This is a genomic window from Kitasatospora paranensis (genome assembly GCF_039544005.1).
GTDB classification, from domain to species: domain Bacteria; phylum Actinomycetota; class Actinomycetes; order Streptomycetales; family Streptomycetaceae; genus Kitasatospora; species Kitasatospora paranensis.
On the sequence record NZ_BAABKV010000001.1, the window covers coordinates 1,100,606 to 1,114,604 of the forward strand.

Below are 13,999 nucleotides of genomic sequence, written 5' to 3' on the forward strand. Positions count from 1 at the left end.
TGGGGCTGCCCGGCCGACCATCCCTCACACCGACCAGGGAGACGGGTCGACGAGTCATGTGCGCACGGAGGGGGCGAGGAACCAGCCGCTCGAACTCATCCCGGGGCGACCGGCCGGTCGCCGAGGATCCGCTCCCACAGCAGCGAGTCCCGCCGGCTCCCGTCGAGCAGGATCGAGGAGTGCGCGACGCCGGACGGGCTGAACCCGTTGCGGCGCAGCACCCGCTGCGACAGCAGGTTCTCGAGAGGGGTGGAGGCCTCGGCGCGGTGCAGCCCGAGTTCGTCCGTCATCACCCGCAGTGCGAGCTCGACGGCGCGTCCGGCGTGTCCCCGGTTCCGGGCGACACTGCCGATCCGCTCCGCCCGGCCCTCCGGGGTGAAGACACCGGCCGGCCGGGCCGGCTCCCACCGCCGGAAGGCCTCCGCACCCCGCGCCGACGACGGACGTCCCGCGCCCCGGTGCTCCGGGGCGCGGGACGTCGGCGGGAGGCGACGGGACGTCCGCGAGAAGGCGGCGGAGCGTCAGCGGAAGGTCAACGACCCTGGAGGGACTTGACGTTGTCGCCGAAGGTCCAGCCCTTCGAGCCGTCCCAGTTGACCGACCACGTCATGAGCCCCTTCAGGGCACCGCCGAAGGCGTTCCACGACTGGCTGACCAGACTCGGCGCCATGTAGCCGCCGCCCGCGCCGGACTGGGCCGGCAGCCCGGGCACCTGCTTGTCGTAGGGCACCTTGACCGTGGTGCCCTGGATGGTCAGTCCGTTGTTCAGGCACGTGGTCTGCGCGGTGAAGCCCTGGACGGTGCCGGCCTGGTAGGAGTCGCCGGAGCAGCCGTACATGCTGCCGTTGTAGTACTGCATGTTCAGCCACCACAGACGGCCGTTGTCGACGTACTTCTTGATGATCGGCAGGTAGGCGCCCCAGATCGATCCGTAGGTGACGCTGCCACCGGTGACGTACGCGGTTTCCGGTGCCATCGTCAGGCCGAAGCCGGCGGGCATCTGGGCCAGCACGCCGTCGATGATGCGGATCAGGTTGGACTGGGAGGCGGACAGCGTGGTGATGGTGCCGCTGCCGGACAGGCCGGTCTCGATGTCGATGTCGATCCCGTCGAAGTTGTACTTCTTGAGGATCGGGACGACGGTCGCCACGAACTTGTCGGCGACGGCGCTGGAACTCAGGTCGATGCCCGCGGCTGCGCCGCCGATCGACATCAGGAGCGTCGCCCCGGCCGCCTTGGCCTGGCACATCTCGGCGGGGGTCGACACCTTGACGTTGGTGTCCATGCCGTCCTGCCACAGCACGGTGCCGTCGGAGAGGATCACCGGAAAGGCGGCGTTGATGACGTTGTAGCCGTGCGCGGCGATCCGGCTGTCCGTGATGGGGACCCAGCCCATGCCGGGGTGGACCCCGTTGCCGGCACCGTCCCAGTTCTCCCAGTACCCCTGCAGCACCTTGCCCGACGGCCTGGGCTTCGTGGGGCAGGTGTCGCCCGAGGGGCTGGTGGTCGGCGAGGCGCTCGTCGACGGACTGGTGCTCGGCGAAGCGCTCGTCGACGGACTGGCGGTCGGCGACGCACTGGTCGATGGGCTGGCAGTCGGGGAAGCGCTGCTCGACGGGCTGGCGGTCGGCGAGGGGCTGCTGCCGCCGGGGCCGGTGAGCGACACGTCGTCCGCGTAGTACGTGGGCTGCCCGTACCAGCCGTGCAGGAAGACGGTCACCGAGGTGGTGTTCGCCCCGGTGGTGAAGCTGACGCTGAGCTGGCCGTACGACGGGCTGCTCGGCGTCCAGGTGGACGGGTCACTGGCGAGACCGGTGCCGGTGGCGCCCAGGTAGACGTAGCTGCCCTGGACGTAGGCGCTCAGCGTGTACTGCGAGTTGGGCTGCACGCTGATGGTCTGGGTGCACTGGGCGTTGTCCTGGCCGGCCGGCGTGGCCTTGAGCGCGGAGGCGCCGGAGTGGACCGGACTGCCGACGGCCGCGCCGGAACCGCCGGAGCACGTCCAGCCGGAGAGACCGCTCTCGAATCCGGGATTGGACACCAGGTTGGGGGTGGCGGCCCCGGCCGTGACGGAGCCGGCCACGGCGAGCCCGGCTCCGATGACTGCGGCAGCGCTGACCCCCGCGAGGGAACGCCGCAGGACGGTGGGACGCTGCTCGCGGCGGCCGCTCCGGTTCGCCTGCACTGCGCGGGTCGCCCTCTGCCGGCGGGGAGTTCCGGACGGCTCGTTCCCGGCCCGGTCGCCTTCGAGCCGGCCGGGATCCGGGCAGGGGCCGACCGGGCCCGACAGGCGTGGCGTACGCGACCTCCGACGGAACATGCTGTGCTCCCTTCCCGCCGAGCGCCATGGACATGACCATCGCGTGGGGGCGTGACGCCCGGCTCTGGGTGAGGTGGGGACATGTGGGGCTGTGCCGAACCGGATCGTAGGAGGGGCGACAAGGCGCGGTCAATAGGTCTGGACCAATCGCCAGGAGTGCGCCGCTGCCGCCGCCTGCCGGCGGTCCTCCGGGGACGGCGCCCGACGCCGACAACCCTGTCAGGTCCGCCACGCCCGCCACGCCCGCCGGCGGCGCGCACTGCTCGACGTGTTCCGTTCAAACGCCCGTTGCCCGATGATGGGGTGACTCGACGTCGGCGACCCCCATGCTGCTCTCGGCAGTGCGCCTACGCGCGTAGTTCTGCCCTCTGTCCCCACGGCACGAGGAGTTTGACGGATGCCCAGAAACGACATGCCAGCCCACAGGAGCCGGTTCGCGCTCGCGGCGGCGGCCCTGGCCGCCCTCACCGGCTTCGCCGCGACCCCGCAGGCCGCGACCGCCGCCCCGGCGACAGCGACCGTCGCCCCCGCAACCGCCGCGGCCCCGGCTGCCGCTGCCGCCACCCCCACCGGGTGCTGTTCGACAACACCAAGGCGGAGACCGCCGGGAACGCCGACTGGATCATCAGCACCAGCCAGCCCGACCCGCTGGCCCAGAACGCCAACCCCACCACCGAGGCGAGCTGGACGGGCGCACTCTCCGCCTGGGGCGTCGCCCTGCAGAAGACCGGCGCCTACAGCCTCAAGACCCTGCCCTCCGGCTCCACCATCACCTACGGCACCGGCGGCGCGCTCGACCTCGCCAACTTCGACACCTTCGTGCTCCCGGAGCCGAACGTCCGGCTCTCCACCGCCGAGAAGACCGCGGTGATGACGTTCGTGCAACACGGCGGCGGGCTGTTCCTGATCTCCGACCACACCGCCAGCGACCGCAACAACGACGGCTGGGACTCCCCGCCATCATGAACGACCTGCTGACCGACAACGGTGTCGACAACACCGACCCGTTCGGCTTCTCGGTGGACCTCCTCAACATCACCACCGACAACCCGCGCGCGATCAGCGACAGTTCGGACCCGGTGCTGCACGGCCCGTTCGGCACCGTCACCGGCTCCATCCTGCGCAACGGCACCACCTTCACCCTCAAGCCCGCCGACAACCCGTCGGTGAAGGGCCTGGTCTACCGGACGGGATACAGCGGCAACACCGGCGCCTTCTTCGTCACCAGCACCTTCGGCAGCGGCCGCGTCGCCATCTGGGGCGACAGCTCCACCATCGACGACGGCACCGGACAGAGCGGCAACACCCTCTACAACGGCTGGGACGACCCCGCCGGCACCGACGCCGCCCTCGCCCTCAACGCCACCGCCTGGCTGGCCTCCGGGAGCGGCACCGGCAGCGGCAGCGGCAGCGTCACCCTCACCAATCCCGGCAGCCGCACCGCCACCGTCGGCACCGCCACCGGCCTCCAGCTGGCCGCGACCGACACCGCCGGCGGCACTCTCGGCTACGGCGCGACCGGCCTCCCCGCGGGCCTGACGCTCAACGCCACGACCGGCCTGATCAGCGGCACCCCCACCACCGCCGGAACGTACAGCGTGACTGCCACCGCGACCGACTCCACCGGCCCCTCCGCCTCGGCCTCGTTCACCTGGACGGTCGGCACGGCCGGCGGCGGGTGCACCGCCGCCCAACTCCTCACCAACCCGGGCTTCGAGGCCGGCTCGACCGCCTCCTGGACGGAGACCAACTCCGGCGGCTCCAGCAGCATCAACAGCAGCTCCAGCGAGCCGCCGCACTCCGGCACGTACGACGCCTGGCTGGACGGGTACGGCACGACGACCACCGACACCCTCGCCCAGTCCGTCACCCTGCCGACCGGCTGCGCCAGCGCCACCCTGAGCTTCTGGCTGCACATCGACACCGCCGGCTCGGGCACCACGGTCTTCGACACCCTCAAGGTCCAGGTGCTGAACTCCTCCGGCGCGGTGCTCTCCACCCTCGCCACCTACTCCAACACCGATGCCGCCAGCGGCTACCAGCAGCACAGCTTCAGCCTGGCCGCGTACGCCGGGCAGACGGTGACGGTGAAGTTCACCGGCGCCGAGGACTACACCAAGCAGACGTCGTTCGTGCTGGACGACACCGCGGTCAACGTCTCCTGACACCGCGGACCCCGGTCGGCCCCTGCCACCCGGCGGGGGCCGATCGGTGCGACCGCGTGCGCCGCACGGCGGTCGGCGGTACTCCCCTCCTCGTATCGAAGCAGCAGGCTGCGCCCTCGCGGAGCGCCGGCGGCCGTGGGCCGGGATGCCGACGGCCGCCCGGCGTCCGGGCCGGGCCCTGCGCCTCGGCGTGTCAGGAAGATTGACATGCCAGGCACTCCCTCCCATCATGGGAGCGCTCCCATCCCCATCCGCCGCACGCATCGTCGACGGTCGACGCGGCGCCCGCGCCGCACACCCACCCGTCCGTCGTCCGGCTCCGCGGCATGGCCCCGGGCCGGCGTATCACCCGGGAGGAACACCCCCATGCTGTTCCGCAGGAGACCAGACGGGCTCCGCCGCCCCCTCGCCGTGACGGCCTCGGCAGCCCTGGCCGTGGTGGCCGCGGCACTGCCGCTGTCCACCCCCGCCGCCGCGGCCGACCCCGCCGCCACCGGCGACACCACGGTCACGGTCAACGCGAGCGCGGGCCTGGGCACCGTCGGTTCCACCGCACTCGGCGCCAACACCGCCATCTGGGACTCGTCCATGAACGACCCCCAGGTGGTCTCCCTGTACAAAGCCGCCGGGATCGGCGCACTGCGCTACCCGGGCGGCTCCTACTCCGACACCTACCACTGGGTCGACAACACCGCGCCCGGTGGCTACGTCGCCCCGGGCACCGACTTCGACGCCTTCATGGGAACCGTGAAGGCGTCCGGCGCCCAGCCGATCCTGATCGCCAACTACGGCTCCGGCACGCCCCAGGAGGCCGCGGACTGGGTCCGCTACGCCAACGTCACCAAGGGCTACGGGGCGAAGTACTGGGAGATCGGCAACGAGATCTACGGCAACGGCGTCTACGGCAGCGGCTGGGAGAACGACACCCACGCGGACAAGACGCCGGACCAGTACGCCAGGGAGGTCAAGGCCTACGCCGCGGTCATGAAGGCCGTCGACCCCACCGTCAGGATCGGTGCGGTGCTCACCATGCCCGGCAACTGGCCGGACGGATCGGTGGCCGCGGGCGACAGCGGCGACTGGAACCACACCGTGCTCGCCGCCGTCGCCCACGACGTCGACTTCGTCAGCGTCCACTGGTACCCGAACACCGGCAACGGCGACCAGTCGCTCGCCGCCGTGCAGCAACTGCCCGGTGAGCTCCGCGAGGTGCGCAACCTGGTGAACCAGTACGCGGGCGCCGACTCCGCGAACATCGGCATCGCGATGACCGAGGTGAACTCCAACTCCGGCAGCGGCGCCTTCACCAGCCGCCCCAACGGCCTGTTCGCCGCGGAGGCCATGATCACGGCCCTGGAGAACGGCGTCTTCAACGTGGACTGGTGGGACACCCACAACGGCGCCGGCGCCGTCACCACGGTGGGCGGTGAGACCGACTTCGGCGACATGGGCATGCTGTCGAACGGCAGTTGCTCCGGCAGCGTCTGCGAGCCGGCGGTCGACACCCCGTTCGCGCCGTACTACGGCATCAAGGCGCTGGGCGCCCTGAGCGATCCGGGTGACACCATGGTGGCCTCCGGCGCCTCCGAGGCCCAGGTCTCGTCGCACGCGGTGCTCCGGGCCGACGGCGACCTCAGCGTTCTGCTGCTGAACAAGAGTTCCACCGCCTCACACACCGTGGACCTGCGGTACCTGGGCTTCACCGCCGACTCCTCGGCCCCCTCCGTCCAGCGCTGGGCGCCCGGTGACGACGGACTGGTGGACGCGACCGGGACGGCCACCTCCGCGTCGGCTACCCTGGCCCCGTACTCCGTCACCGTGCTGACCGTGCACCCGAAGAGCGGCACCGGTTCGTCCGCCGCCACTGTCGGCACCCCCGGGGCTCCGCAGACCACCTCGGTGGGCGCCAACACCGTCACGGTGAGCTGGCCGGCCACCACCGGCGCCGTGGACCGCTACGAGGTCTACGAGCAGCTCGGCACCACCATCCAGCTGCTCGGTTCGTCCACCGGCACCTCCGCCACGCTCTACAACCTGCCGCCGGGCTCCCGGCACACGGTCAACGTGCTGGCCCGGGACCAGGCAGGGCGCCTCTCCCGGCCCTCCGTCCCGCTGACCTTCACCACCGGCACGCCGAACGACAGCACCTGCACGGTCTCCTACCAGGTGACCACCAGCTGGAGCAACGGCTTCGTCGCCAACGTCGTGGTGAGCAACCTCGGCCCGGCGGACATCAACGGCTGGACGCTGGACTTCGACTGGCCGTCCACCGGGCAGTCCACGAGCTCGTGGTGGAACGCCGACATCACCAGTACGGGCCAGCACGTCCGGGTGACCAACGGTCAGTACAACGCGAAGCTCGCGCCGAACGGGGGCAACTCCGTCAACTTCGGCTTCGTCGGCGGCAACAACGGCGCCAACCCGTCCCCGACCGTCTTCAGGCTGAACGGAACGGTCTGCCGGACGATCATCTGATCCGCACCACCACCCGGGTGGGAGCGGCCCCGCCGCCCCCACCCGGAGCGCCTCTCCGACATCGACAGGGCCGGCGGGGCCGGTCAGGCCGTCGGCAGCGGCTGCGGGGCCACCGGGCCGGTGTAGCGGGCGGCCGGTCGGATGATCTTCGGGTCGGCGGCCTGCTCCAGGATGTTGGCGCTCCAGCCGATCGCGCGGGCGGCGGCGAAGGTGGGGGTGAACATCTCCCTGGGGAGACCGCACAGGTGCATCACCACGCCGGCGTAGAACTCGACGTTGGTGTGGAGTTCACGACCGGGCTTCAGCTCGGCCAGGATCGCCTCGACCTGGACCTCCACCTGCACGGCGAGGTCGACCAGTTCGCCGCCGATCGACTCGGCGATCCCGCGCAGCATCCGCGAGCGCGGATCCTCGGTGCGGTAGACGGCGTGACCGAAGCCCATGATCCGGTCGCCGGCCAGGACGCGCTCGCGGATCCAGCCGTCGATCCGCTCCGGAGTGCCGATCGCGTCCAGGGTGTCCAGCGCCCGGCTCGGCGCACCGCCGTGCAGCGGCCCGGAGAGCGCGCCCAGCCCGCCCACCAGGCAGGCCACCAGGTCGGCCCCGGTGGAGGCGATCACCCTGACCGTGAAGGTGGAGGCGTTGAAGCCGTGGTCCACCGTGGAGATCAGGTACTGCTCGATCGCCCGCGCCTTGGCCGGCTCGGGTTCCTCGCCGGTCAGCATGTAGAGGTAGTTGGCCGCGTGGCCGAGGTCGTCGCGCGGTTCGACCGGCTGCTGCCCCTGCTGAAGCCGGTGCAGCGCGGTCAGGACGGTGGGCACCAGCGCCGCGGCGAACAGCGCGTCCTCGACCCGCCGGTCGGACCCGGTGTCGAAGAGCGGCCGGATGCCGCGGTCGGCGGCGGCGATCGAGAGCGCAGCACCCAGGGCTGCGAGCGGACCGCCGTGGACGGTGCCCGCCGCCAGCGCGGGAAGCAGCGGGCGCAGTACGTCGGGCAGCCGGCGCAGCGGTGCGGTGCGGGCGAGGAAGGCGGCGCGGCGGGAGGCGTCGGGCAGGTCGCCGAGCAGCATCAGGTGCCAGACGTCCTCCAGGGTGCGCTCCTCGGCGAGCTCTATCGCCGAGTACTGGCGGTAGTGGTAGAAGCCCTCCAGCCCGCGGACGTCGCTGAGCTCGGTGTCGGTGACCACGACGCCCTTCAGGCCGCGCGGGACCTCGATCTCGGTGGTGCTCGGCATGGCAGTGGCCCCTTTCGTGGGTGATTCCGTGGACGTTCTGTACTCTCCGATCATTGATCGATGTTGTCAATGTTGATCCTGATCAATGTGCAATACTGTGGATCATCATCGGGATACGGCAGGAGGACGAGGGCGAACCATGGCCGGACGCTTGACCACCCAGCAGGTCGCCGAGCAGCTCGGCGTCAAGGTGGAGACGGTGTACGCCTACGCGAGCCGCGGCCAGCTCAGCAGCGAGCGGGCCCCGGGCGGCAAGGGCAGCACCTTCGACGCGGGCGAGGTGGCCGAACTGGCCGCCCGCGGTCGCCGCACCCCGGTGCGTCCACCGGCCGACGAGCCGGTCACGGTGCGGACCGGCCTGACCCTGATCGAGGACGGCCGGCTCTATTACCGCGGCCGGGACGCCGTGGAACTGGCCGCCCGGCACGGCTTCGAGGCCGCGATCGGATGGTTCTGGGGGATGGGCGCCGACGCCCCGGTGGCGCTGCGCGTCCCGCCCGCCACCGCCGAGGCGCTGGCCCGGGCCGCCGCCGCACTGCCCGACGGGATCCGGCTGCCCGACCGGCTCCGGATCTCGGCCACCGTCGCCGCCGCGCTCGACCCGCTCCGCTTCGACCTGCGTGAGCAGACCGTGCACGCGGCCGGGGCGGCCCTGATCGCCGGAATGGTGGAGGCACTGCCGCGCACCGCGCCTGTCCCCGGGCCCGACGCCTCGCTGGCGGCACGACTGTGGAGCCGGCTGGCCACCGCCGCCCCCTCGCCGGAGGCACTGGCCTGCCTGGACCGCGCCCTGGTGCTGCTGCTCGACCACGAGTTGGCGGTCTCCACGGTGGCCGCCCGGGTGGCGGCCTCGGCCCGGGCCCATCCCTACGCGGTGGTCTCCGCCGGGCTCGGCGCCACCGACGGCCCGCTGCACGGCGCGGCCAGCCCGCTGGCGCACCGGATGCTCGGCGAGGTCCTGGCCGGCGGCGCCGTACCGGTGGTCTCCGACTACCTGCGCACCGGCCGGCCGATCCCGGGCCTCGGCCACCGGCTCTACCCGGAGGGTGACCCCCGGGCGGTGGCCCTGCTCGACGCGGTGGGGCAGCTCGACGGCGGCGCCGCCGTGGTGGCGGCGGTCGCCGAGGTGGAGGCGGCGGCCGGCCCGGCGGGGCGCCCGGCCCTGCGGGCCAACGTCGACCTGGCCCTGGCCGCCATGGCCCTGGCCGCCGGGCTGCCGGCGGACGCCGGCGAGGTGGTCTTCGCGGTGGCCCGCACGCCGGGCTGGCTGGCCCACGCGGTGGAGGAGTACCGCGAGGAGCCGCTGCGGATGCGCGCCCGCGGCAGCTACACCGGGCCGCGCCCGCAGGACCTGCGGGCAGGGTCGCCCGCGTCCTGACGCAGCCGACGCGCCTGCGTCAGCGCCCGATGCGCCGTCGCCCCGCCCCGCCCCGGCCAGGCTGGCCGGGCCCCGGGGCGTTCGGGGGTTTCGCCGGGTGGGGTCCGGGGCCGGGGATTCCCCGGCTCCGGAGCCCACCGTTTGGCGGTCCCGCCCCTCACGTCGTGTCGTCGTCGGCCGCGGCCGGCGCGTCAGACCGCCGGCTTCCGGAGCGGGGCCGGCGCGGCGGCGAGGAGGGCCGTGATCTCCTCGGCGAGGTGCGGGCCGAGCTCTCCCCAGCCCTCCTTGTAGCCGTAGACGCCGGCCAGGGTGCGGGCCTCGTAGTCGCCGTTCATGATCTCGATGTCGTCGGCCGTGATGAGTGCCGGGTGGGCGACGCCGACCGCTGCCGAGACCTTCATCAGCTCCTTGCGCAGGGTCCGCAGGTAGTTGGCGGCCCGCTCGGCCTTCGAGGTCGGGTCGATGCCGCGGGCCAGCCACGGGTTCTGGGTCGCGATGCCGGTGGGGCACTTGTCGGTGTGGCACTTCTGCGCCTGGATGCAGCCGATCGACAGCATGGCCTCGCGGGCCACGTTGATCATGTCGACACCCAGGGCGAAGGCGACTGCGGCGTTCTCGGGCAGGCCGAGCTTGCCGGAGCCGATGAAGGTCAGGTCGTCGGTCAGCCCCAGCTCGGCGAAGGTGCCGTAGACCCGGGAGAAGCCCATCCGGAACGGCAGCGACACCGAGTCGGCGAACATCCGCGGCGCCGCACCGGTGCCGCCCTCGCCGCCGTCGATCGTCACGAAGTCGACCCCGCGGTCACCACGCGCCATCAGCGTGGCCAGCTCCTGCCAGAAGCCCGTCTCCCCCACCGCGCTCTTGACCCCGACCGGCACCCCGGTCTCGGCGGCGATCAACTCGACGAAGTCGAGCATCGAGTCGACGTCGTGGAACGCGGTGTGCCGCGACGGGGACGCACAGTCCTTGCCCGCCTCGATGCCGCGGATCCCGGCGATCTCGGGGGTCACCTTCGCGCCCGGCAGCATCCCGCCCAGGCCCGGCTTGGCGCCCTGCGAGAGCTTGATCTCGATCGCCTTGACCGGCGCACCGGCGACCACGTCCTTGAGCTTGTCGAGGTTGAAGGTGCCGTCCTCGTTGCGGCAGCCGAAGTACGCCGTGCCGAGCTGGAGGACGAGGTCACCGCCGTTGCGGTGGTACGGCGAGAGGCCTCCTCGCCGGTGTTGTGCATCGTGCCTGCCAGCGCCGCTCCTCGGTTGAGCGCCGTGACGGCCGAGCCGGAGAGGGATCCGAAGCTCATCGCCGAGATGTTCACGACGCTCGCCGGCCGGAACGCCCTGGCCCGCCCGCGCGGCCCGCCGAGCACCTTGGCCGAGGGCAGCGGAGCCTGCGGATCGTGCAGGTCGGGCCGGGCGGCGGCGAACGTGCGCTGCTTGACGTAGGCGTGCCCCTGGACGTGCTCGACGTCGACCTCGGTGCCGAACCCGGAGTAGTTGTTCTCCTCCTTCGCCGACGCGTAGATCCACGTGCGCTGGTCACGGCTGAACGGACGCTCCTCCTCGTTGGAGGTCACGATGTACTGCCGCAGCTCCGGCCCGATCGTCTCCAACAGGTACCGGGCGTGACCGAGCACCGGGAAGTTCCGGAGCAGCGCGTGCCGCTTCTGGACGAGGTCGCGGGCAGCCAGAAGCGCCACCGCTGTTGCGGCGGCCGCCCCGATCTTCCGGGCTTGCATGGACGTTCCTCCTCGATGCATGGCTCCGTCGCCATGCGGTGGAGCCATCATGTCGGGTGGGGTGTCGGACGGCGGGCGCACGGCCGAGCAGGCAGCAGCGCCCGTCCGGGAAGTCGACGAATGCGAAACGATCGTATGAGGCCGCGCGGACGTGCCTGCGGCCAGGGGTCGTTCCGGGGGATGCCGGCGGGAGGCGCCGCACGACGGCGGCGCGGCGGCCCGGCAGCGCGGCGTGCGGTTCCGCTACTTCCGCATGATCGCCGGTTCCTGTCGGCGCAGCAGGGCCAGGACGGCGACGCCCAGCGCCGCCGAGAGGGCGATCAGCATCACCATGCAGCGCAGCCAGCGGGAGCGGTCGGGCCGGAACAGCGGGTCGGCTGTGATCCCGGTCGGGAAGACCTTGTGCAGATCGATGGTCTGGGCCATCGCGGCCAGACCCCAGCGGGACGGGACCAGCCAGGCGAACTGCTCAAGGCCGGGCACCCCGTGCAGCTTCAGCATGGCGCCGCAGAACACGATCTGCACCACCGCGAGGAGCACCAGCATCGGCATGGTCGCCTCCTCCTTGCGGACGAGTGCGGAGACCAGCAGGCCGAGCATCATGGAGGCGAACGACAGCAACGCGACGGCGATGACCAGTTCGGCCAGCGGCGGCAGCACCACCCCGCTCTCCACCCGCCGTCCGGACGGGAGGCTCGCGCTGAGGTCGACGCCCGCCAGACCGACCACGGTCAGCAGGGCCGACTGCACCACCGTGACCGTGCCGAGCACCACCACCTTGGAGACCAGGTAGGCCGATCTGGACAGGCCGACCACGCGTTCGCGCTGATAGATCGGCCGTTCCTTGACCACCTCGCGGACCGCGTTGGCGGAACCGGTGAGCACGCCGCCGATGCAGAGCGTGAGCAGGACGTTGATCGCGTTCTCCGAGGAGATCGCCGAGCCGGCCATCGCCCGGCACATCGCGCCGATGACGAACGGCAGGGCGATCATCACGGTCAGGAAGAGCCGGTCGGCGGCCAGCACCGAGGTGTACCGGCGGACCAGCGTGGACAGTTGGGAGAACCAGCCCTGTGGCTGCTCCGGACGGATCCGGGTCCTGGCGGGGCCCCCGCCGCCCGGCGCGGCCGACTGCCAGGGGTGTGCGGCCGACGCGGCTCCGGCGGCCACGTACTGCTGGTACTGCGGGGACTCCCGGAACCGGCGCTGCCAGGTGGCGTGGTCCTCGCTCTCGAAGGCCTCGAAGGCCTCCGGCCACTCGGTGTAGCCGAAGAACGGCAGCGCCTCGTCGGGCGGGCCGAAGTAGGCGGTCCGGCCGCCGGGGGCCAGCACCAGCAGCCGGTCGCAGACGTTCAGGCTGAGCACGCTGTGGGTGACCACGACCACCGTGCGGCCGTCGTCGGCGAGGCCTCGCAGCATCTGCATCACCGAGCGCTCCATCCCCGGGTCCAGACCGGAGGTCGGCTCGTCGAGGAAGAGCAGCGACGGCTTGGTGAGCAGTTCCAGGGCGACGCTGACGCGTTTGCGCTGGCCGCCGGAGAGACTGGAGATCACCAGGTCGGCCCGGCTGTCCAGGCCGAGTTCGCGGATCACCTCGGTGACCCGGGCCGCCCGCTCGTGCTTGGCCGTGTCACCGGGGAAGCGTAATTCGGCCGCGTAGGAGAGCGCGCGGCGCACGGTCAGCTGGGTGTGCAGGATGTCGTCCTGCGGCACCAGGCCGATCCGGCGCCGCAGTTCGGCGTAGTCCCGGTAGAGGTCGCGTCCGTCGTAGAGGACGGTGCCCTCGTCGGCGGGGCGCAGCCCGGTGAGCGCGTTGAGCAGGGTGGACTTGCCGGCGCCGCTGGGGCCGGCCACCGCGACCAGCGTCTTCTCGGCGAGCGGGAAGCCGACGCCGTCCAGCAGGACCCGCCGGTCCGGGCCGACCCGGACGAAAAGGCCCTGCACGTCGAGCGAGACCTCGCCGGTGTCGGTGTACTCGACCAGCTCGTCGCCGGAGAGGCAGAGGGCGGAGTGGCCGATGCCGATGATGTCGGCCGGGCCGACCGGGGCCCGCACCACCGGGCGGCCGTTGACGTAGGTCCCGTTGTGGCTGGCCAGGTCGAAGATCTCGTGGCTGCCGTCCGGCAGGATGCGGAGCTCGGCGTGGTGCCGGGAGACCTCCAGGTCGTCGAGGACGAGGTCGTTGTCGCCGGCCCGTCCGATCCGCACCGTCCGGCCGGGCAGCCGCAGCACGGTGGTGGGCCGACGGAACACGCTGGAGCTCTGCGGGGCGAGCAGCGAGGTCCGCTGGCCGTCGGTCGGCACGGGCAGGTCGGCGAAGGTCGCGGACGGACCGTCGGCCGCGCTGCCGAACCGCAGCCGCATGCCGGGGCCGATGTCCTCGTGCTGGATCCGGCGTCCGTCGGCGAAGGTGCCGTTGGTGCTGCCGACGTCGTCCAGCAGCCAGTGGCCGTCGGCGGCGCGCAGCACGGCGTGGTGCCAGGAGACCCGGGGGTCGTCGAGGACGATCTCACCGGTGGGGTCGCGGCCCACGTGGTAGGCCCGGCACGGATCGATCAGCTGCGAGTCCGTGTCGGTGACGAGAACCAGTGGCGGCGCGGTGGGCGCGCCCGGGCGCTCTCCCATAGTTCGGATTCTAAGGCTTCTCCGGTCATTGATCTCGCGGTGGGCACGCGACCGCCTCCGGCCACG

General features: G+C 72.1%; 8 protein-coding genes and 1 pseudogene. 4 read left to right on the forward strand and 5 right to left on the reverse strand.

Going from position 1 to position 13,999, the window contains the following annotated elements; genetic code table 11:
* Positions 1–95: 95 nt before the first annotated feature.
* Together ABEB13_RS05615 and ABEB13_RS40310 are read right to left on the reverse strand one after the other, a co-directional pair.
* Positions 96–353: a GNAT family N-acetyltransferase gene (locus tag ABEB13_RS05615; protein WP_345709550.1), complete on the reverse strand. Its 258-nt coding sequence runs from the start codon at positions 351–353 to the stop codon at positions 96–98.
* Positions 354–532: 179 nt separating this feature from the next.
* The gene (locus ABEB13_RS40310; protein ID WP_417466426.1) at positions 533–2,185 is read right to left on the reverse strand and encodes a carbohydrate binding domain-containing protein; all 1,653 of its coding nucleotides are present in this window, start codon (positions 2,183–2,185) and stop codon (positions 533–535) included.
* Positions 2,186–2,893: 708 nt separating this feature from the next.
* Here ABEB13_RS40310 and ABEB13_RS40315 point away from each other — a divergent pair.
* The 3 genes from ABEB13_RS40315 (at position 2,894) to ABEB13_RS05635 (ending at position 6,960) form a co-directional block, all read left to right on the forward strand.
* Positions 2,894–3,286 carry a hypothetical protein gene (locus ABEB13_RS40315; RefSeq protein ID WP_425559865.1) on the forward strand — a complete coding sequence of 131 codons (393 nt, stop codon included), beginning with the start codon at positions 2,894–2,896 and terminating at the stop codon, positions 3,284–3,286.
* The gene (locus ABEB13_RS05630) at positions 3,283–4,485 is read left to right on the forward strand and encodes a putative Ig domain-containing protein (protein ID WP_425559866.1); all 1,203 of its coding nucleotides are present in this window, start codon (positions 3,283–3,285) and stop codon (positions 4,483–4,485) included. Before ABEB13_RS40315 ends, ABEB13_RS05630 begins: the two co-directional genes overlap by 4 nt.
* A gap of 366 nt (positions 4,486–4,851) precedes the next feature.
* Positions 4,852–6,960 carry a cellulose binding domain-containing protein gene (locus ABEB13_RS05635; RefSeq protein WP_345704550.1) on the forward strand — a complete coding sequence of 703 codons (2,109 nt, stop codon included), beginning with the start codon at positions 4,852–4,854 and terminating at the stop codon, positions 6,958–6,960.
* 83 nt (positions 6,961–7,043) lie between these two features.
* Here ABEB13_RS05635 and ABEB13_RS05640 read toward each other — a convergent pair whose 3' ends face one another.
* A complete protein-coding gene (locus ABEB13_RS05640) occupies positions 7,044–8,195 on the reverse strand; it encodes a citrate synthase/methylcitrate synthase (RefSeq protein WP_345704551.1) in 1,152 nt (383 codons plus the stop codon).
* 139 nt (positions 8,196–8,334) lie between these two features.
* Between ABEB13_RS05640 and ABEB13_RS05645 the strand changes: the two genes are divergently transcribed.
* On the forward strand, positions 8,335–9,573 hold the full coding sequence (locus ABEB13_RS05645) for a citrate synthase (protein ID WP_345704552.1): 1,239 nt from the start codon (positions 8,335–8,337) through the stop codon (positions 9,571–9,573).
* A gap of 191 nt (positions 9,574–9,764) precedes the next feature.
* On the opposite strand, the pseudogene ABEB13_RS05650 reads toward ABEB13_RS05645, so the two are convergent.
* Both ABEB13_RS05650 and ABEB13_RS05655 read right to left on the reverse strand, forming a co-directional pair.
* Positions 9,765–11,308, reverse strand: a pseudogene (locus ABEB13_RS05650) (FMN-binding glutamate synthase family protein).
* 243 nt (positions 11,309–11,551) lie between these two features.
* Complete coding sequence (locus tag ABEB13_RS05655; protein ID WP_345704553.1) at positions 11,552–13,933, reverse strand: FHA domain-containing protein; 2,382 nt, start codon at positions 13,931–13,933, stop codon at positions 11,552–11,554.
* Between the last annotated feature and the right edge of the window lie 66 nt (positions 13,934–13,999).

Coding starts and splice junctions, on each gene's coding strand:
- ABEB13_RS05630 (WP_425559866.1), top strand. CDS start 3,283: ATGAACGACCTGCTGACCGACAACGGTGTCGACAACACCGACCCGTTC.
- ABEB13_RS05635 (WP_345704550.1), top strand. CDS start 4,852: ATGCTGTTCCGCAGGAGACCAGACGGGCTCCGCCGCCCCCTCGCCGTG.
- ABEB13_RS05640 (WP_345704551.1), bottom strand. CDS start 8,195: ATGCCGAGCACCACCGAGATCGAGGTCCCGCGCGGCCTGAAGGGCGTC.
- ABEB13_RS05645 (WP_345704552.1), top strand. CDS start 8,335: ATGGCCGGACGCTTGACCACCCAGCAGGTCGCCGAGCAGCTCGGCGTC.
- ABEB13_RS05655 (WP_345704553.1), bottom strand. CDS start 13,933: ATGGGAGAGCGCCCGGGCGCGCCCACCGCGCCGCCACTGGTTCTCGTC.